The 19863-nt window shown below is 62.7% G+C and carries 16 protein-coding genes and 1 tRNA gene; 13 read left to right on the top strand and 4 right to left on the bottom strand.

Features of this window, described 5'->3' with window-relative positions; genetic code table 11:
- Positions 1 to 4 precede the first annotated feature (4 nt).
- Positions 5 to 874, bottom strand: a complete 870-nt coding sequence (locus tag ACEN42_RS22370) for a sulfurtransferase (RefSeq protein ID WP_371881531.1) — start codon at positions 872 to 874, stop codon at positions 5 to 7.
- Positions 875 to 986: 112 nt separating this feature from the next.
- Positions 987 to 2093, bottom strand: coding sequence for an aromatic ring-hydroxylating dioxygenase subunit alpha (locus ACEN42_RS22365; protein ID WP_371881530.1), 1107 nt, complete (start codon positions 2091 to 2093; stop codon positions 987 to 989).
- Between the two features lie 311 nt (positions 2094 to 2404).
- Between ACEN42_RS22365 and ACEN42_RS22360 the strand changes: the two genes are divergently transcribed.
- The 4 genes from ACEN42_RS22360 (at position 2405) to folE2 (ending at position 6577) form a co-directional block, all read left to right on the top strand.
- The gene (locus ACEN42_RS22360) at positions 2405 to 2737 is read left to right on the top strand and encodes an exodeoxyribonuclease VII small subunit (RefSeq protein ID WP_035502408.1); all 333 of its coding nucleotides are present in this window, start codon (positions 2405 to 2407) and stop codon (positions 2735 to 2737) included.
- On the top strand, positions 2734 to 3621 hold the full coding sequence (locus tag ACEN42_RS22355) for a polyprenyl synthetase family protein (RefSeq protein WP_371881529.1): 888 nt from the start codon (positions 2734 to 2736) through the stop codon (positions 3619 to 3621). The genes ACEN42_RS22360 and ACEN42_RS22355 overlap by 4 nt, the downstream gene beginning before the upstream one ends.
- 86 nt (positions 3622 to 3707) lie before the next feature.
- Positions 3708 to 5624 carry a 1-deoxy-D-xylulose-5-phosphate synthase gene (dxs, locus tag ACEN42_RS22350; RefSeq protein ID WP_238214747.1) on the top strand — a complete coding sequence of 639 codons (1917 nt, stop codon included), beginning with the start codon at positions 3708 to 3710 and terminating at the stop codon, positions 5622 to 5624.
- A gap of 146 nt (positions 5625 to 5770) precedes the next feature.
- On the top strand, positions 5771 to 6577 hold the full coding sequence (folE2, locus tag ACEN42_RS22345; RefSeq protein ID WP_238214743.1) for a GTP cyclohydrolase FolE2: 807 nt from the start codon (positions 5771 to 5773) through the stop codon (positions 6575 to 6577).
- An 8-nt stretch (positions 6578 to 6585) separates the two neighbouring features.
- Here the strand turns inward: folE2 and ACEN42_RS22340 are convergent, their stop codons facing one another.
- Positions 6586 to 7503, bottom strand: coding sequence for a LysR substrate-binding domain-containing protein (locus tag ACEN42_RS22340; RefSeq protein WP_371881528.1), 918 nt, complete (start codon positions 7501 to 7503; stop codon positions 6586 to 6588).
- A gap of 101 nt (positions 7504 to 7604) precedes the next feature.
- On the opposite strand from ACEN42_RS22340, the gene ACEN42_RS22335 reads away from it, so the two are divergent.
- Positions 7605 to 8828 carry an MFS transporter gene (locus tag ACEN42_RS22335; protein ID WP_371881527.1) on the top strand — a complete coding sequence of 408 codons (1224 nt, stop codon included), beginning with the start codon at positions 7605 to 7607 and terminating at the stop codon, positions 8826 to 8828.
- Positions 8829 to 8863: 35 nt separating this feature from the next.
- A complete protein-coding gene (locus ACEN42_RS22330; RefSeq protein ID WP_371881526.1) occupies positions 8864 to 9487 on the top strand; it encodes a glutathione S-transferase family protein in 624 nt (207 codons plus the stop codon).
- A 4-nt stretch (positions 9488 to 9491) separates the two neighbouring features.
- Here the strand turns inward: ACEN42_RS22330 and tsaD are convergent, their stop codons facing one another.
- Positions 9492 to 10520 carry a tRNA (adenosine(37)-N6)-threonylcarbamoyltransferase complex transferase subunit TsaD gene (gene tsaD, locus ACEN42_RS22325; protein ID WP_238214734.1) on the bottom strand — a complete coding sequence of 343 codons (1029 nt, stop codon included), beginning with the start codon at positions 10518 to 10520 and terminating at the stop codon, positions 9492 to 9494.
- A 76-nt stretch (positions 10521 to 10596) separates the two neighbouring features.
- Between tsaD and ACEN42_RS22320 the strand changes: the two genes are divergently transcribed.
- From ACEN42_RS22320 to ACEN42_RS22290, 7 genes are all read left to right on the top strand, one after another.
- On the top strand, positions 10597 to 11823 hold the full coding sequence (locus ACEN42_RS22320; protein WP_371881525.1) for an NAD(P)/FAD-dependent oxidoreductase: 1227 nt from the start codon (positions 10597 to 10599) through the stop codon (positions 11821 to 11823).
- Positions 11824 to 12082: 259 nt separating this feature from the next.
- On the top strand, positions 12083 to 12529 hold the full coding sequence (locus tag ACEN42_RS22315; RefSeq protein ID WP_035502425.1) for a GatB/YqeY domain-containing protein: 447 nt from the start codon (positions 12083 to 12085) through the stop codon (positions 12527 to 12529).
- A 20-nt stretch (positions 12530 to 12549) separates the two neighbouring features.
- Positions 12550 to 14430: a DNA primase gene (gene dnaG, locus ACEN42_RS22310; RefSeq protein ID WP_371881524.1), complete on the top strand. Its 1881-nt coding sequence runs from the start codon at positions 12550 to 12552 to the stop codon at positions 14428 to 14430.
- Between the two features lie 476 nt (positions 14431 to 14906).
- The gene (rpoD, locus tag ACEN42_RS22305; RefSeq protein WP_187605576.1) at positions 14907 to 16964 is read left to right on the top strand and encodes an RNA polymerase sigma factor RpoD; all 2058 of its coding nucleotides are present in this window, start codon (positions 14907 to 14909) and stop codon (positions 16962 to 16964) included.
- Between the two features lie 123 nt (positions 16965 to 17087).
- Positions 17088 to 17164: transfer RNA gene (locus ACEN42_RS22300), tRNA-Ile, on the top strand.
- A gap of 950 nt (positions 17165 to 18114) precedes the next feature.
- A complete protein-coding gene (locus ACEN42_RS22295) occupies positions 18115 to 18441 on the top strand; it encodes a hypothetical protein (RefSeq protein WP_371881523.1) in 327 nt (108 codons plus the stop codon).
- A gap of 473 nt (positions 18442 to 18914) precedes the next feature.
- Positions 18915 to 19646, top strand: coding sequence for a hypothetical protein (locus ACEN42_RS22290; RefSeq protein ID WP_371881522.1), 732 nt, complete (start codon positions 18915 to 18917; stop codon positions 19644 to 19646).
- Positions 19647 to 19863 lie beyond the last annotated feature (217 nt).

The raw sequence follows: 19863 nt of genomic DNA, 5'->3' as shown, positions 1-19863 counted from the left end.
GCGTTCAGGGATTCGGGCCGGTCGCGACCGGTCGGCCCGGATCGGCGCTCCACTCGCTCCACGAGCCCGGATAGAGCGCCGCGCCGTGCAGGCCCGCGATTTCCATCGCGAGCACGTTATGGCACGCCGTCACGCCCGATCCGCATTGCAGCACGATGCGGTCCGCCGGCGTCGTGCCAACCAGCGAGCCGAACGCCTCGCGCAGTTCGTGCGCGGTCTTGAAGCGGCCTTCCGCCGTCAGATTGTTCTTGAAGAAATGATTGAGCGCGCCGGGGATATGCCCGCCGACGGGATCGATGGTCTCGTTCTCGCCGCGATAACGGTCGGCGGCGCGGGCATCGATCAGCAGATGGTCGCGCGTGCCGATGCCGCGCTCGATCGCCTGTGCGTCGATGGTCACCTGGAGCGGCGCGCCGGCCTTGAACGTGCCTTGCGTCTTCGGCGGCACGGCGCTGTCGAGCGGATTGCCCGCGGCTTCCCACGCCTGCAGGCCGCCATCGAGCAGCGCGATGGAATCGTGGCCGAGCCAGCGCAGCAGCCACCACAGACGCGCGGCGTACATGCCGCCGTGCGCGTCGTACGCAACCACTTGCTGGCCTTCGTTCAGGCCGAAGCTCGCCAGCTTCGTGACGAGCGCGGTGCGTTCTGGCAGCGGATGACGCCCGTTCGTGCCGGTCTTGACGCCGGACAAATCGCGATCCAGATGAAGATAGCGCGCGCCGGGAATATGCCCTTGCGCATAGGCCGCTTCGCCCGATTCCGGCGCAGCGAGATCGAAGCGGCAATCGAAGACGAGGATGCTGCCGGGCGCGGCGGCGAGCCGTTCGGCGAGATTCGTCGCCGAGATGAGCGTGGTGTAGTGGGTGTGCGGCATGACGGCTCCTCAAGCGGCGCTTGTAATGCGGGGATGAGCCAATAGTCTAAAAGAAAAAACGGGCTCGAAAGCCCGTCTTTTGCCGACGTCCGACGCAAACGCGGAACCGCGTTCAGATGGTCCCGAGCTGATGCCGCAGGAACTCGTGGAAGTGCTGCATGCCGGATTCCATAGGGCTCTGATACGGGCCGACCTGATTCTCGCCGCGCGACATCAGCGCGCGACGGCCGGCGTCCATGCGCTCGGCGATCTCGTCGTCCTCGCGCGCGGTTTCCATGTATGCGGCGCGTTCCGCCTCGATGAACTCACGCTCGAAGAGCGCGATTTCCTCGGGGTAATAGAACTCGACGATGTTCGTCGTCTTCTGCGTGCCGTGCGGAATGAGCCACGATACGACCAGCACGTGCGGATACCACTCGATCATCAGACCGGGGTAATACACCATCCAGATCGCGCCGAATTCGGGCGGCGTGCCGTTGCGGAAGCGCAGGACCTCGTCGTGCCACTTGCGGTACGTCGGGCTGCCCGGCTTCTCCAGATTCTTGTGGACGCCGACGGTCTGGACGCTGTACCAGTCGCCGAATTCCCACTCGAGGTTGTCGCACGACACGAAGCTGCCGAGGCCCGGATGGAACGGCGCGACGTGATAGTCCTCCAGATAGACCTCGATGAAGGTCTTCCAGTTGTAGTTGCACTCGTGCACTTCGACGTGATCGAACATGAACCCCGAAAAGTCGAAATGACGCGCCGTGCCAAGTCTCTCGAGATCCGCGGCGACATTGCGGCCCTCCGATTCGAAGAGCAGGCCTTGCCAGTTCTGCAGCGAAGTCTTGCCGAGGTTCAGGCAGGGCTTGTCCGCGAAATGCGGCGCGCCGAGCAGCTGACCGTTGAGATCGTAGGTCCAGCGATGCAGCGGGCAGACGATGTTCTCCGCGCTGCCGCGGCCATTGAGCATGATCGCCTGGCGATGACGGCACACGTTCGACAGCAACTCGATATTGTTCTGCTGATTACGAACGAGCACGCGCCCTTCGCCCTCGCCCGGAAGCGCGAAATAGTTTCCCGCTTCGGGAACCATGAGTTCGTGCCCGACGTAGCGTGGACCTTGCCTGAAAAGTGTGTCGAGTTCGCGCGTAAGAAGCGCTTCGTCAAAGTAAGCCGTGACTGGCAGCTGACTGTGAATGGCATTCAGCTGCAATGCATTGCTCAGATTGGACATTCCCACTCCCGATGAAAACGTGAAAGCAGTGAACAACCCAACCATCGAAGATTCGATTTAGGGAGCCCGCGATTATACCGAAATCCCCCTCCTTGGGGTACTTAAGGTCTTGATTTGGGTATAAATTGTCGCGAGAGTTCCTCGCAATCGCCACGCAGACGAATGCGGATGTCACGCTCGGCGACGATTGGCGGACAATCCGGCAAAGCACTCTTGGCCGTTTCGCGCGGACGGGATGCGGGTCGAAAAATTGTCTTTTGCCGTAGAATGTGCGACTTGGTTCCAAAAATTCAATTGCACATCCACGATTCATGGCGAAGACCGCTGTCCAGGAAACAGTCGAGCAAACCGGCGACGCGCAAGGCGCGGACGCCGCGCAGCTTCCGGAGAATTACGAGTCGGCGCTGGAGGAACTCGAATCGCTTGTCGCGCGCATGGAAGAGGGCGCGCTGAGTCTCGAGGAATCGCTCGCGGCCTATCGCCGCGGCGCGGCGCTTGTGGGCTTTTGCCAACAGCAGCTCGAAAAAGTCGAGCAGCAGGTACGCGTTCTCGATGGCGAGACGCTTAAGCCGCTGCCCGCCGAGGTACAGCGCGCCACCCAGGGTGCCGGAGCGACAAACGACAACGGGGACGACGACCTATGAACTTCGAACAATGGATGCGCGCGACGCTCGATCGCGTCGAGACGGCGCTCGAACACTATCTGCCGGGCACGGACGTCGCGCCGGCGCGTCTGCATGAGGCCATGCGCTATGCAGTGCTGGGCGGCGGCAAGCGTGTTCGTCCGCTGCTCGTCCACGCTGCCGGCGAACTGACCGGCGCGAGCGCGCCGGCCGTGGAAGCGGCGAGCGCGGCGCTCGAGATGATTCACGTCTATTCGCTGGTGCATGACGACATGCCCGCCATGGACGACGACGCACTGCGCCGGGGTAAGCCCACGGTACACATCCAATATGACGAAGCGACGGCACTGCTCGTCGGCGACGCGCTGCAATCGCAGGCGTTCGTCGCGTTGACGACCGAAGGCAATGGTCTGGACGATGGCCAGCAAGCCGCGCTCGTGCGCGAGCTGGCACTCGCGAGCGGTTCGCTCGGCATGGCGGGCGGTCAGGCGATCGACCTCGAAAGCGTCGGCCGCAAGCTGTCGCGCCCCGAGCTCGAGACGATGCATCGCAAGAAAACGGGTGCGCTGTTGCGCGCGTCGGTGCGCATGGGCGCGCTCGCGGGCACGCATCCGGGTGCAGATGCGCTCGCATCGCTGGACCACTACGCCGCCGCGATCGGCCTCGCATTCCAGGTCGTCGACGACATCCTGGATGTCACCGCCGATTCCGCCACGCTCGGCAAGACCGCCGGCAAGGACGCGCAGCACGACAAGCCCACTTATGTGTCGATCATCGGGCTCGACGCGTCGCGCGAACTCGCCGCGCAGCTCGGCCGCGACGCGCACGCCGCGATCCAGCCGTTCGGCGCACGCGGCCAGCGCCTGGCAGAACTTGCCGACCTGGTCGTGAACCGGGTGAATTGATTGTTGAACGCGTGACGAACCCCACGGCGGGAAGAGACATAATCGCGCCGAACGAATCACGCCAGTTTTCCTAAAATGGGACGACGATGTACGACTTGCTGAAAACCATCGACGATCCGGCCGATTTGCGCGCCCTCGATCGCCGCCAACTGCAACCGCTGGCCGACGAGCTGCGAGCCTATGTGCTCGACAGCGTGTCACAGACGGGCGGCCATCTGTCGTCCAATCTGGGCACGGTCGAGCTGACGATCGCGTTGCACTATGTGTTCGATACGCCTAATGACCGCATCGTCTGGGATGTCGGTCATCAGACGTATCCGCACAAGATCCTCACCGGCCGTCGCGATCAGATGCCGGGCCTGCGCCAGCTGGGCGGCATTTCCGGCTTCCCGCGCCGCGCGGAGTCCGAATACGACACCTTCGGCACCGCGCATTCGAGCACGTCGATTTCGGCGGCGCTCGGCATGGCGATCGCCAACAAGCTGCAGGGCGACAACCGCTACTCGATCGCCGTGATCGGCGACGGCGCGATGACCGCGGGCATGGCCTTCGAGGCGATGAACAACGCGGGCGTCGCCGACGACGTGCCGCTGCTCGTCATCCTCAACGACAACGACATGTCGATTTCGCCGCCGGTCGGCGCGCTGAATCGCCATCTCGCGCGTCTGATGTCGGGGCGTTTCTACGCCGCCGCGCGCGCGGGCGTCGAACGCGTGCTGCGCCATGCGCCGCCGGTGCTCGATCTCGCCCGCAAGCTCGAAGAGCACGCGAAGGGCATGATCGTGCCGGCCACGCTGTTCGAAGAGTTCGGCTTCAACTACATCGGGCCGATCGACGGTCACGATCTCGATTCGCTGATCCCGACGCTCCAGAACATCAAGGAACTGCGCGGCCCGCAATTCCTGCACGTCGTCACGAAGAAAGGTCAGGGCTACAAGCTCGCCGAAGCCGATCCGGTGCTCTACCACGGTCCGGGCAAGTTCAATCCGGCGGAAGGCATCAAACCGTCGACGGCGCCGTCGAAGAAGACCTACACGCAAGTGTTCGGCGAGTGGCTGTGCGACGCCGCGGCGCAGGATTCGCGTGTGGTCGGCATCACGCCGGCAATGCGCGAAGGCTCCGGCATGGTCGAGTTCGAGAAGCGCTTCCCGGAGCGTTATTTCGATGTCGGCATCGCCGAGCAGCACGCGGTCACGTTCGCCGGCGGCATGGCCGCGGACGGCATGAAGCCCGTCGTCGCCATTTATTCGACCTTCCTGCAACGCGGGTACGACCAGCTGATCCACGACGTCGCGCTACAGAACCTGCCGGTGGTGTTCGCGATCGATCGCGCGGGCCTAGTCGGCGCGGACGGCGCGACGCACGCGGGCAACTACGACCTCGCGTTCCTGCGCTGCATCCCGAACATGACGGTGATGGCCGCGTCGGACGAAAACGAGTGCCGGCAGATGCTTTACACCGCGCTGCAGCAACCGAACCCGACTGCCGTGCGCTATCCGCGCGGCGCGGGCACGGGTGTCGCGACGGTCAAGCAAATGACCGCGATTCCCGTCGGCCGTGGCGAGATTCGCCGCGAGTCGTCGCAGAAGCTCGGTTCGGGCAAGCGCATCGCGATCTGCGCGTTCGGCACGATGGTCGCGCCGTCGCTTGCCGCCGCGGAGGAACTGGATCTGACGGTCGCCAACATGCGTTTCGTGAAGCCGGTCGACGCCGATTTGCTGCGCGAACTCGCCGCGACGCACGACGCCATCGTGACGATCGAAGAAGGCGCGATCATGGGCGGCGCGGGTTCCGCGTGTGTCGAAGCGCTGCTCGCCAGCTCGATCGTGAAGCCTGTGCTGCAGCTCGGGCTGCCCGACGCTTTCATCGATCACGGCGATCCGGCCAAGCTGCTGTCGAGCGTCGGCCTGGACTCGGCTGGCATCGTCAAGTCGATTCGCGAGCGCTTCATCGACGCCGTCGAAAGCGCGCACGCCGGCAAGCTGACCAAGCGCGTCGCCTGACGACGCATCGTTCGAACGGCGCGCTCGGGGTGCGCCGCGTATCAACGCTTTGGCACACGGCGCGGGCATCGTCCCGCGCCGTGTGCGCTTGAACGTTTCGATCCGCTCGCGTCCTCAGCGACGCGCGGCGCATAAGGACAAAACAAATGAATCAGATGAATCCCGCCTTCGTGATGCCCGATGTTCAGAGCACGCCCGACACGCGTCAGATCGCGATTCAGCGAGTCGGCGTGAAGGGCGTGCGGCATCCGTTGTCGGTGCGCACGGCGAACGGCGTGCAGCCGAGCGTCGGCGTATGGAATCTCGATGTGCATCTGCCCGCCGATCAGAAGGGCACGCACATGTCGCGCTTCGTCGCGCTGCTCGAAGAGAATCGCGAGCCGCTCGATCAGGCCGCGCTGCGCACGCTGCTCGCCTCGATGCTGACGAAGCTCGAAGCGCATTCGGGGCGCATCGAAGTGACCTTGCCGTACTTCGTGATGAAGACGGCGCCGGTCTCCGGCGTGCAAAGCCTCTTGGACTACGAAGCGACGTTCATCGCCGAGAAGCGCGACGGCGAAACACATCTGTCGATGAAAGTGCTCGTTCCCGTGACGAGCCTGTGCCCGTGCTCGAAGAAGATCTCGCAATACGGCGCGCACAATCAGCGCTCGCACGTGACGATCGCGGCGCAACTCGCGGGCGAAGTCGCGGTCGAGGAACTGATTCGCATCGCGGAAGAAGAGGCGTCGTGCGAACTGTGGGGCCTCTTGAAGCGCCCCGACGAGAAGTTCGTGACCGAGCGCGCGTATGAAAACCCGAAGTTCGTCGAGGATCTCGTGCGCGATGTCGCGACGCGCCTGAACGCCGACGAGCGCATCGTCGCGTATGTGCTCGAGGCCGAGAACTTCGAGTCGATCCACAATCACAGCGCGTATGCGGTGATCGAGCGGGACAAGCGCCGCGACGCGTGAGCGCGTATTCAGGCGAGCGCCGTTTCCGCAGGCACGTGCGCTGCCCGCACTGAAGCCATCACCAGCGATGCGAGCCGCTCGACCGGCGGCGATGCGCTTCCCGATGCGCGATGCAGCGCGAGAGGAATCGAAGGCAACGCGGGTAATTCGCCTTCGCCGGCATCGAGCGCACGCACCGTCGACGGCAATCCGTAGCTCGTTCGCACGGTGACGCCCAGACCCGCCGCCGCTGCCGCCCATAATCCCGACAAACTCGGGCTCGTGAACGCCACACGCCATTTGATGCCCGCGCGATCCAGCGCCGCGGCCGCCGCGCTGTGAAAGAGACACGGACGATCGAACGCGATGAGCGGCAAGGGTTCATCGGGATCGAACTGCCACGGAACCGTCGATGAAGCGATCCAGCGCATCGACGGCGCCGCGATCGGCTCGGCGATCATCGCGGCGTTGCTATCGTCGGTGACGCCCGGCGCGCCCCAGACGAGCGCGAGATCGAGTTGCCCGGTATCGATGCGCTCCAGCAGTTCGGTATTGCGTGCCACGCGCGCTTCGATCCGCACCTTCGGATGCGCCCGCGCGAAGCGGCCGAGCACATCCGGAAGCACGACTTCGCCGAAATCCTCCTGCAAACCGAGCCGTATCCAGCCTTCCAGATCGACGCCGCGAATCGCGACGGCAGCTTCGTCGTTCAGTTCGACCAGGCGCCGCGCATAGCCGAGCATCACCTCGCCCGCATCCGTGAGCGCGAGCCCGCGTCCGGATTTGCGAAAGAGCGTCGCGCCCGCCTGTTCCTCCAGCTTGCGTAACTGCGCGCTCACCGCCGATGTCGAGCGCCCGACGCGATCCGCCGCCTTCGCAAAGCTGCCCAGATCCATCCCCGCGACGAAGCTGCGCAGCACCGCGAGATCGAATGTCGTCTGGCTCATGGCAATCGTCCTGATTTTCTGAATGATCAATGAAAAACTTTGTGATTTTCAGGACGATCCTAAGCCTTCAAACTGGCCGCAGTCAAATTCGAATGGATTGCATGATGGCCACTTCTCTCGTAAAAGGCGCTTACGCATTCAGCGACGCGCATCGCTGGAAAGTGCTCGGCGTCGGCGTGGCGGCCAACGCGAGCTTTTCGGCCGCGGCCGCGGGCATTCCGACCACGGCCGTGTGGATGCGCAGCGGTTATCACCTGAGCAACGGCGAACTGGGCCTCGCGCTCGGCGCGCTGGGTCTGGGCGTCGCGCTGTCGGAACTGCCGTGGGGCGTGCTGACGGATCGCTGGGGCGACCGTCCGGTCCTGCTGACCGGTTTGCTTTCGACAGCCGCGATGCTCGTCGCGATGAGTCTGTTCGCGGTGCCGTCGTCGGCGACGCTCGGCTGGCTCGTTTTCGCGATGTGCGTGCTGGGTCTCTTGGGCGGCAGCGTCAATGGATCGAGCGGGCGGGCGGTGATGGCGTGGTTCGCCGACGGCGAGCGCGGCCTCGCGATGAGCATCCGGCAAACCGCCGTGCCGCTCGGCGGCGGCATCGGCGCGGCATTGCTGCCGTGGCTGGCGTCGTCGCATGGCTTTGCGGCGGTCTACGGCGCGCTGGCGGCGATGTGCGCGGTTTCCGGCGCGTTTGCCTGGCGCTGGCTGCATGAAGCGCCGCACGCCGTGCATCGCGCGGTTACGGGCAAAGGCGTCCCGCCGTTGAAGAACGCGCTGGTCTGGCGCGTCGTGCTCGGCATCGGCATCCTGTGCGTGCCGCAATTCGCGATTCTGACCTTCGCGACCGTCTTCCTTCACGATGCCGGTCATTTCGGCGTAACCGCGATCAGCGCGACGATGGGCGCGATCCAGCTCGGCGCGATGGTCATGCGCGTCTGGAGCGGCCGTCACACGGATCGTCACCGCAACCGGCGTGCGTACTTGCGCGGCTCGGTGATCGTGGCGTCGGCGTCGTTCGTCGTGCTCGCGGCGGCGGTCGCGGGCGGCGCGGCGCAAGCGCCTTTACTGCTCTCGGCGATACTCGTTTTCGCGGGGATTTGCGTGTCGGCGTGGCACGGCGTCGCGTACACGGAACTGGCGACGCTCGCCGGCACCGAACGCGCCGGCACCGCGCTCGGCATGGCGAACACGGCCGTGTATGCCGGGTTCTTCGTGACGCCGCTCGTCATTCCGCACGTGCTCGCGGTGGGTTCGTGGCCGGTCGTATGGCTGGCGTCGGGCCTGTGCGCGTCGTTGGCGCTGCTGTTGTTTCCGAAGCCCGCGCGACCTTAAACTGGCCGTCCGAGAAATCGACCACGGAGCGCATCTTGATCCTCATCGGCCAATTCGATTCCCCGTTCGTGCGGCGCGTCGCCATCGCGCTGAATCTCTACGGCATGGCGTACGAGCATCGCCCGTGGTCCGTATTCGGCGATGCCGACAAGATCGCGCCCTTCAATCCGCTGATCCGCGTGCCGACGCTCGTGCTCGATTCCGGCGACGTGCTCGTCGAAAGCGCGATGATCCTCGACTATCTCGACGAACAGGCGGGCGAGCGCGCGATGATCGCATCGGGCGGCCCCGAGCGGCGTCAGGCGCTGAAGGTCTGCGCGCTCGCGACGGGTCTCGCCGACAAGGCCGTCGCGCTCGTCTACGAACGCGTGCTGCACAAGGAGAAATCGCAGGCGTGGCTCGATCGCTGCACGGGGCAGGTCGAGCGCGTGCTGAATGCGCTGGAAACCGACCGCGCCGCGCGCGCGACGCCCTACTGGTTCGGCGATGCGATCGGTCACGCGGACATCGCCGTGGCCTGCGCGCTGCGCTTCGCGCGCGAGGCGCATCCGGAGATTTTCAGCTCGACGCGCTGGCCGACGCTCATCGGCCATAGTGACCGCTGCGAAACGCTGCCTGTCTTCAAGGCGATCGTGCAGCCTTTCAATCCGCCGCGATGAACGCTCAGGCGCGTGCGAGCGACGTGAGATCCCAGCGCGGCTTTACGGTGAACGCGTAGTCGCGCACGGCCTGCTCGGGCCAGCGCGAAAGCCGCAGCGCGCCGGCGAGCGCGATCATCGCGCCGTTGTCGGTGCAGAGCGAGAGATCGGGGTAATGCACGTCGAAACGGCGCTTCTTCGCGGCCGCCGACAGCGCTTCGCGCAACTGCCGGTTCGCGCCGACGCCGCCCGCCACGACGAGCCGCTTCAAGCCGGTTTTCTTCAGCGCGGCGAGCGATTTCGCGACGAGCACATCCACCGCCGCATCGACGAAACCGCGCGCGAGATCGGCCTTCGCCTGTTCGCAGACGTTGGTGCCGAGCTTGCGGCTCTGCGTGAGCACGGCCGTTTTCAGGCCGCTGAAGCTGAAATCGAGGTCGCCGGAATGCAGCATCGGACGGGGCAGCGTGACCGCGCCCGGCGTGCCGAATTCCGCGAGGCGCGACACTTCCGGCCCGCCGGGATAGCCGAGGCCGAGCAGCTTCGCGGTCTTGTCGAAGGCTTCGCCGGCGGCGTCGTCGAGGGTTTCGCCGAGCGTCTCGTAGACGCCTACATCTGTCACGCGCATGAGTTGCGTATGTCCGCCCGACACGAGCAGCGCGATGAACGGAAACGGCGGCGGCGCATCGACGAGCAGCGGCGACAGCAGATGCCCTTCCAGGTGATGAATGCCGACGGTCGGCTTGTCCCACGCCATCGCCAGCGAATTCGCGATGCTCGCGCCCACGAGCAGCGCGCCCGCGAGTCCCGGTCCTTGTGTGAACGCGATGGCGTCGATGTCGGCGCGCTGCGCGCCGGATTGTTCGAGCACCTCTTCCAGCAACGGCAGCGCGCGCCGGATGTGATCGCGCGAAGCCAGTTCCGGCACGACCCCGCCGTATTCGCGATGCATCGCGATCTGCGAGTGAAGGGCGTGCGAAAGCAGGCCGCGCTCGGTGTCGTAGAGGGCGAGGCCGGTTTCGTCGCAGGAGCTTTCGATGCCGAGAACGAGCATGGATTCAAAGCGTCAGAGGTAACAGAAAAGTATAGCAGCGGGCTTCGATGAGCGTGTCGAAGGTAAAATGCGCGCCATGGAATCCTTCGATATCGCCGTCATCGGCGCGGGCGCGGCCGGCATGATGTGCGCGGCCGTGGCCGCTCAATCCGGGCGCCGCGTCGTGCTCATCGACCACGCGGAGCGCCTGGCCGAAAAAATCCGCATCTCCGGCGGCGGACGCTGCAATTTCACCAACATCAACGCGCAGCCGGCCAATTTTTTGTCGGCGAATCCGCATTTCTGCCGCTCCGCGCTCGCCCGCTATACGCCGCGCGATTTTCTCGCGCTGCTCAAGCAATACCGCGTCAAGTGGCACGAGAAGCACAAGGGCCAGCTTTTTTGCGACGACTCCAGCGAAACCATCATCGACGTGCTGAAAAGCGAGTGCGATGCGGGCGGCGTCGCGTGGCGGCGTCCGGTTGTCGTGAATGAAATCCGCCATGACGGCGCGCGCTTCACGCTCGATTCGACCGCGGGCGCGATCGACACGGCGGCGCTCGTGATCGCGACCGGCGGCCTGTCGATTCCGAAGATCGGCGCGACGGAGTTCGGCTATCGCGTCGCGAAGCAGTTCGGCCACAAGCTCGTCGATACGCGTCCGGCGCTGGTCCCGCTCACGTTCACGTCGGCCGACTGGGCGCCGTTCGCCGCGCTCTCGGGGCTCTCGTTGCCGGTGCGCATCAGCACGGGGCGCGGCAAGACGCGCGGCGAGTTCGACGAAGATCTGCTGCTGACGCATCGCGGCGTGTCGGGGCCGGGCGTGCTGCAGATTTCGAGCTACTGGAATACGTCGGAGCCGATTCACGTCGATCTGCTTCCCGATGCCGACGCCACCGAAACGCTGCTCGAAGCCAAAGCCGGCTCGAAGAAGCAGATCGGCAATTTTCTGGCCGAGCACGTGCCGGCGCGTCTTGCGCATGCGTGGCTGGAAGCGCAGCGCGTGCCCGTCGATGCGCGCCTCGCCGATTTGCCCGACCGCACGCTGAAGGCGATCGGCGCGTCGCTGTCCAGCTGGACGCTAACGCCGAGCGGCACCGAAGGCTATCGCAAGGCGGAAGTCACGCGCGGCGGCGTCGACACGCGCGAGCTTTCGTCCGCGACGATGATGAGCGAACGCGTCGCCGGGCTCTATTTCATCGGCGAGGCAGTGGATGTCACGGGCTGGCTCGGCGGCTACAACTTTCAGTGGGCATGGGCGTCGGGCGTCGCGGCGGGCAAGGCCGCGGGCGAGTTCGCGCGGAACGCGTCGACGGCCGCCTGAGCGTGCCTGGCCGGGGGTTTTGGCGAGTCTCGAAACGCGAACCCGTTTGCTATACTCAGACGGTCATCGGAGGATTCTCTCCGCTCTGGCAGGCGCTAAAACGGTTAGCGCGGCAAGGGTCGTTGCACCGCTTTGCCGCGCCTCAAAACGGCCCGCTAAAAGTCCCGCTTGAGGAAGTGTTCCCAAGCGGGTTTTTGCTTTCGCGGGACAGCCGGGCGCCGGCCGGAATCCATACTTTCGCAATTGCACCGGGTGAACGATGAGCCTCAAAGACCAGATCAGCGACGACATGAAGACTGCCATGCGCGCCAAGGAAACCGAGCGCCTCGGCACGATTCGACTGCTGCTCGCGGGAATCAAGCAGCGTGAAGTCGACGATCGCGTCACGCTCGACGACGCGGGCATCACCGCCGTCATCGACAAGATGATCAAGCAACGCAAGGATTCGATCAGCCAGTTCGAAGCCGCGGGCCGCACCGATCTCGCCGACAAGGAAAAAGCGGAGCTGGCGGTGTTGTCGGCGTACATGCCCGAACAGCTTTCCGCCGATGCGATCGCCGCCGAAGTCCAGGCCGCCGTCGCCGCGACCGGCGCCGCCGGCCCGCAGGACATGGGCAAGGTCATGGGCGTGCTGAAGCCGAAGCTCGCAGGCAAGGCCGACATGACCGCTGTCTCCGCGCAGGTGAAAGCCGCACTCGCCAAGTAACTTGCACTGCTTCTGATTCGGTGATTCCGCACGCTTTCCTGCAGGATTTGCTTAACCGCGTCGATATCGTCGACGTGGTGGGCCGCTACGTCCAGTTGAAAAAGGGCGGCGCGAACTTCATGGGCCTCTGCCCGTTCCACAACGAGAAAAGCCCTTCGTTCACGGTCAGTCCGACCAAGCAGTTCTATCACTGCTTCGGCTGCGGCGCGCATGGCACCGCGATCGGCTTTCTGATGGAGCACACCGGTCTTACTTTTCCCGAGGCCGTGAAGGACCTCGCGCAAGGCGCGGGCCTTACGGTTCCCCAAGAGCCATCGAACGGCTTCCGTGGCGGCAGCGGCGGCGAGAGCGCGCCGAGCAAGGCGGTCAGCGTCGCGCTGACGGAAGTCATGCAGACCGCTTGCGATTTCTATCGCAAGCAACTGCGCAGCGCGCCCGACGCCATCGCGTATCTGAAGAAACGCGGCCTGACCGGCGAAATCGCCGCGCGTTTCGGGCTCGGCTACGCGCCGGATGGCTGGCAGAACCTCGAATCGGCGTTTCCCGATTATCGGGATGACAACCTCGTCGAATCGGGCCTCGTGATCGTCAGCGAGAAGACCGATTCGCAGGGACAGGCGCGGCGCTACGATCGCTTCCGCGAGCGCGTGATGTTCCCGATCCGCAATGTGAAGGGCAGCGTGATCGGCTTCGGCGGGCGCGTGCTCGACGGCGGCGAGCCCAAATACCTGAATTCGCCGGAGACGCCGCTGTTCAGCAAGGGCAGCGAGCTTTACGGACTGTTCGAAGCGCGTCTCGCGATTCGTGAACTGGGTTACGTGCTCGTCGTCGAAGGGTATATGGATGTCGTCGCGCTCGCGCAGCTCGGCTTTGCGAACGCCGTGGCGACGCTAGGCACGGCTTGCACGCCGATCCACGTACAGAAGCTCTTTCGCCAGACGGACACCGTGGTGTTCAGCTTCGACGGCGATTCGGCGGGCCGCCGCGCCGCGCGCCGGGCGCTGGAAGCGGCGCTGCCGCACGCGGCGGATAACCGGACGGTCAAGTTTCTCTTCCTGCCGAAGGAGCACGATCCGGACAGCTACGTGCGCGAATTCGGCACGGACGGATTCGGCGAACAGGTCGATCGCGCGATGCCGCTGTCGCAGTTCCTCCTGAACGAGGTGCTGAACGACAAGGAACTGGAGCAGCCCGAAGGCCGCGCGAAGGCGCTCTTCGACGCCAAGCCGCTGCTTCAGGCGCTGCCCGCGAATGCGTTGCGGGTGCAGATCCTGCATATGCTCGCGGACCGGCTCGACACGCCGTTCACCGAGATCGCGGCGCTGTGCGACATCGATTCGCGCGCGGCGGCCGTGGCGCGTGCGAACGTGCCGAAGAGCGAACGCCGGCGTGTGACCGGGCAGGAACAGCGCGCGCTGCGCAATCTGGTGATGTACCCGGGCATCGCGGCTGCGCTCGATCAGGACAGCGAGCGCACCCTCGTGACGATGACCGAGCATGGCGAACTGTTCAGCGAGGTGGTGTCGCACGCGCGCGAACTGGGCGACGCAGCGGAATTTCAGTTGCTGTCCGAGATCTTGAGAAATGCCGCAAACGCGCCCACGTACGACGATATCTTCCAGGAAATTCTCGCCTATGATGAAAACGTTCGCGATTTGCTGATGCGCGACCCGGCCGACGAGGACGCGGCGCAGCGAGTCGAGGAACAGAAGCGTCTGCTCGCGGAAGAGTTGCAGGCGACGGTGGTGAAGTTGCGGCACGACAGCTATCGGGCGCGGCTCGATCAACTGGCGAGGCAAAGCAGCCTGTCGGCGGAAGAGGTGGCGGAGTTTTCGGATCTGTCGGCGAGAGTCGCACAGATCAAGGCTGGGCGGGGCGCAAGCCCGGATGCCGGAAAGTGAGAATGCTATAATAAAAAGTTCAAAATGAATGTTTTTTGTCAACTGTTCAGGCGTTTTTCATCGTTCTGAAACGTGGTTTGGCGGCGGCGCCCCGGGCAACGGGCAAAGAGCATTTGGATGGTTTTGGCGGTAATGCCGGCGTGGTTGTCCGGTGCGGGGGAGCAGCAGGAAAGAAGCGGGAAAGAAGCGGGAAGAAAGCAGGAAGGCTGGCTGAATCGGTTCTCGGGAATGCGGCACGGTCATACGTGGTGCACGCCGCATAACTCTTACAAAAGAGGCCGATAAGCACGCCGACGAACAGACGGGCATAAGGGAAGCGGCTGCTATTGAGGGTAGGGCGAGGAGACGATTCACACTCGTTCGAACCGCGATGGCGCCCCGGGCAGGGCACGCAGGACGAAGCAGCGTGCGCGTATTGGGTATTCACGGTTCCATCGGCTGTTGTCCAGCAGCCGCGAGTCGAGACTAAGGCCGGTATGGCGAACTCCATGACGAAAAAGCTGAACGATGTATCCGTCGAAGACGACGCAACGCAAAACGCGGAGTCTGTTGCCGCTCCTGCGGCGAAGGTCGAAAAGGCCAAGGCTCGCGATCGCCGCGCGAAGGAAAAAGCACTGCTGAAGGACGCGTTCTCGTCGAGCGCGCCTGGCACCGTAGAGGAACTCGAGGAGCGGCGCTCGAAGCTGCGCGCGCTCATCAAGCTCGGCAAGGAGCGCGGTTTCCTGACCTACGGCGAGATCAACGATCACCTCCCGGACAACTTCACGGAGACAGAGGCGATCGAAGGCATCATCAGCACGTTCAATGACATGGGCGTGGCGGTGTACGAGCAAGCGCCGGATGCCGAGACCCTGCTTCTGAACGACAACGCGCCGAACGCCTCCTCCGACGACGAAGTCGAGGAAGAAGCCGAAGTCGCACTTTCCACCGTCGATTCGGAATTCGGACGCACCACCGACCCGGTCCGCATGTACATGCGCGAGATGGGCACGGTCGAGTTGCTGACGCGCGAAGGCGAAATCGAGATTGCGAAGCGCATCGAGGACGGCCTGAAGCACATGGTGATGGCGATCTCCGCGTGCCCGACGACCATCGCCGACATCCTCGCAATGGCGGAGCGTGTGCAGAACGAAGAGATCCGTGTCGATGAACTCGTCGACGGCCTGATCGATCCGAATGCGCAGGACACCGACGGTTTCTCCGAGCAGGAAGCCGAGGCGATCGAATCCGAAGAAGAGGAAACCGAGGAAGAGAGCGACGAGGAAGAGGAAGAAGAGGACGACGGCAGCGCGCAAGCCAGCGCCAATGCCGCGCAACTCGAAGCCCTCAAGGCACAGTCGCTCGAGAAGTTCGCGCTCATCAGCGAATGGTTCGACAAGATGCGCCGCGCGTATGAGAAGGAAGGCTACAAGTCGAAGGCCTATCTGAAGGCGCAGGAAGCCATCCAGACGGAGCTGATGAACATCCGTTTCACGGCGCGTACTGTCGAGCGCCTGTGCGATACGTTGCGCGCGCAGGTCGATGAGGTGCGTCAGGTCGAGCGGCAGATTCTGCATACGGTCGTCGACAAGTGCGGCATGCCGCGCGCCGAATTCATCACGCGCTTCCCCGGCAGCGAGACGGATCTCGAATGGTCCGACAAGGTCGTCGCGGAGGGTCACGAATACAGCGCGGTGCTTGAGCGCAATATTCCGGCTATCCGCGAGCAGCAGCAGCGTCTCCTGGATCTTCAGGCGCGGGTCGTGCTGCCGTTGAAGGACCTGAAGGAAACCAACCGTCAGATGGCGGCGGGCGAATTGAAGGCGCGTCAGGCGAAGCGCGAAATGACCGAGGCGAACCTGCGTCTCGTGATTTCCATCGCGAAGAAGTACACGAATCGCGGTTTGCAGTTCCTCGACCTGATTCAGGAAGGCAACATCGGTCTGATGAAGGCGGTGGACAAGTTCGAATATCGGCGTGGCTACAAGTTCTCGACTTACGCGACGTGGTGGATCCGGCAGGCCATCACGCGCTCGATCGCGGACCAGGCGCGCACGATCCGCATTCCGGTTCACATGATCGAGACGATCAACAAGATGAACCGCATCTCGCGGCAGATTTTGCAGGAAACCGGCCTCGAACCGGATCCGGCGACACTTGCCGAGAAGATGGAGATGCCGGAGGACAAGATCCGCAAGATCATGAAGATCGCGAAGGAGCCGATCTCCATGGAGACGCCTATCGGCGACGACGACGATTCGCATCTCGGAGATTTCATCGAGGATACGAACACGGTGGCGCCGTCCGATGCCGCGTTGCATGCATCGATGCGGGATGTCGTGAAGGACGTGCTCGACTCGCTGACGCCGCGTGAGGCGAAGGTGCTGCGGATGCGCTTTGGTATCGAGATGAGCACGGATCACACGCTCGAGGAAGTGGGCAAACAGTTCGACGTGACTCGCGAACGGATCCGCCAGATCGAAGCAAAGGCGCTGCGCAAGTTGCGGCATCCGAGCCGGTCGGACAAGCTGAAATCTTTCCTGGAAGGCAACTGACGGGACTTGTTTTGAGAGGCGTTGTGAGGCACACTCGCAACCCTTCGTAGTCGCCTCGCGCAATGTTCGGGAGTAACAGAAAGCGCCGCTATCGGCGCTTTCTTTTTGCCCTTTTAGTGCAGAGGGCCGGAAGCTTAACTGGTATAAGCTGTCGACTCATAATCGACCGATAGTGGGTTCGAGCCCCACCCGGCCCACCATTTATTTCTTCGTCATATCAAACGGTTAGTGTGCCGTTAAGCATAAAATGGCCACCTGGACACGTTATGCTTTATTGTCCGTTGGGCCAAGTTATGCTTGATTGCTCGCTCCGTGGCGCCTGCGCCCGACGATCCTTGCCTCTCCGCCTACAAGCCTCGGTGTGACGCCAAGGTGCCTCTGGCGCCAACTAGCGCTCATCTCTTCTTTACCGACTCGCTCGATCTTTCAGGTGACCCTCAAGACGGTTCTCCTCCCGAGCAACCGTCCGCACACCCTGCACGTACGTCAACGCCGTTCACTGGCGCTCGCAGCGGCCTTCCTGGGACCGAATGCATCACCAGCGAGTTGCCCACCGCCGGCCGGCGTCGTGGTCGAGATAGGCGACCCGCCGACCGGCCGTGGACAACTCACGTCACCGTCCAAACCGGAGGGCACCCGCCATCGGGTTCGCGCGAGCATTGTCGTTCGCCGTCGCCAAGGGGAGGACCTCGTCGTGCGCGAAGGCCGCTTGCGCGTCGACCACCCGGGCTCGCTCGACATTGCGAACACGCCTCCGGAAGGAGGGCCCTGCGGGAAGGCAGCGATTTGGAAAGCGTTATTAGGGTAAACACCTAGATCGGGAAATCACATTCCATTTCCTGCCGCTTTTTTGTTTTTCTCAATTTCCAGCGCCTTCACTCGAGTTTAACGCTCTTCTCAATGCCTCATTTCCGCTTTAGAATGCGCTCATTCCAATGCATGACCGGGAAGCAGACCGCGGGGTTAACTCAGAAAGTACGTTGACTTGAACCCGTTCGTCGCATGTGGGTTCAACGCCATTATTGATCCAGCCGACGGGGTAGCTGTTTTGCTCTGAATTTATTTGATCCGCCGCGCCGGGCACTTGTCTGTGCTTTTTGGCGTGATTTCGACACGACTGTCGATTAATCAAACTATTTGGAGTGCTGCAATGTACATGGAAGGATATTTTCTCGTTTTCCCGGAAATTAAAAAAGTTGAGGGGCCCTATTCAAAGGAAATGGTGAGTCGTTTTCGGCACCGCGAGGGGTCGGTGGTGCTTGCACCGCCCGATTATCCGCAGTTAGCGCTCTGGGCGGATTTCGAAAAATGGGAGTCGAAGGCCTTGGCCTTGGGCAATTCAGATTTTGTTGAGATGTACGACTATATGTGGTCCACCTTCAGCCCTGGTGAAGGCGGAATGGTGATTTATCCACGTTTCTGGCGCGAAGACACGGAGCCGATGCTCGGAGTAGAAACGCTTAAGCTACTTCACTGAAGAAATCTGAGTCGACGATTTTTTGCATAGCCACGCGAGCACAGTTCGATGCTGCGCTCGCCTTTTTTGTGTGTCTAGGCTCGCCATCGGGCTCGGGCGCTAGGCCGTCTGGAAACGCCGCCGATCCTCATATTTAGAACAATCCCTCTAATTCGGAAATCTGCGCGTATTCACTGTCCGTTTTTGTTCTTTGCCAATCGCCGGAGTGCGCATTCGAATCAACGCCTCTTCCCCGTAATTCATGCGAGCTTTAGAATGCGCCTATCTGATTGAGCGAGCGCATGCGAGAATCAGTTACTTATGTTAATGGAAAAGACGCATTTGTTCGCATAACCGTTTCAACGCCCCACCAACGAACGCGCGAGGTAGCTGTTTTGCTCTGAATTAATTTGATCTACTGCGCCGGGCACATGTCTGTGCTTCTGGCGCGGTTCGACACGCCTGTCGGATAATCAATTAATTTGGAGAAAACGATGTACACGGTAGAATGTTTCAACATTTCGGTGGCTTTGAAGAAAGTCGAAGGACCGTATTCGCGCGGCATGGTAGACCCTGAAACCGGAAAACCCTTGTGGGTCAACGAGGATATGTTAGTGGCGGCACCGCCAGATTATCCTCAGCTAGCCGAGGGACTGGAAATCGGCGCTCTTTACCAGGAGGTGCCGGGGCCCGATGGATGCGCTGGATTCCTGCACTACCTAGATTCTCTCGAGGATTATTGCGATTGGTGCGAGAAGTTGGTCAGTCTTGTGACGAACGGGAAGAAGTTAAGAGAGCGTCCGACTGACGAGGTCGAGTGGTCAAATAAGCTTTCGGAACTCGTCGTAGATACGGAGCAATATCCGGAAACCGGAGGGCGGGGACCGTTCTGGGAATTGCTCCGCTACGGCCTTCGCGGAATGACTTTCGGTCCAGTCGTCTGTCAAAAACTCGCAACGGATTTTGAAAAGTGGAAGTCGGCGGCCGATGCGTTGGGCGACTCAGAGTTTTCGAGCTGGTATGCCCATATTTGGTCGACATTCTCGCTTGCCGGCGATGCCGGAAGGGTGACGTCTCCATGGGGAGGGACCAAAGACATGGAGCCGAAGCTCGGAATCGAGACGCTTGCGTTGTTCAAATCGCTCGACGACTATGCCGACCCGGTTGAAGACAACGACGACGCCGATGAACATCGTCCCGCCGGCTATTACTACGACGACATCTAAAGCGCCGACTGACGTGTTGAAAATGCCCGGGCGAGCGCGGCATATCCTGCGCTCGCCAATTTGAAGCTCGATCGTCGGCGAACGAACGCCGCCAATTGCAATAAGGTGCTCCGACGCGCCCGGAATTCTTATCGCCTCTAGCTGGAGAATTTGCCGTGCTCCGAATCTATTTGATCTGTCGCGCCACAGTCGACTGCTTCTGTCCTCGGCGCAATTT

The sequence above is a fragment of the Caballeronia sp. S22 genome, from assembly GCF_964261745.1.
Lineage (GTDB): Bacteria > Pseudomonadota > Gammaproteobacteria > Burkholderiales > Burkholderiaceae > Caballeronia > Caballeronia jiangsuensis.
The sequence above is the reverse complement of the archived record's forward strand: the minus strand, read 5'-3'. Positions and strand labels throughout refer to the sequence as shown.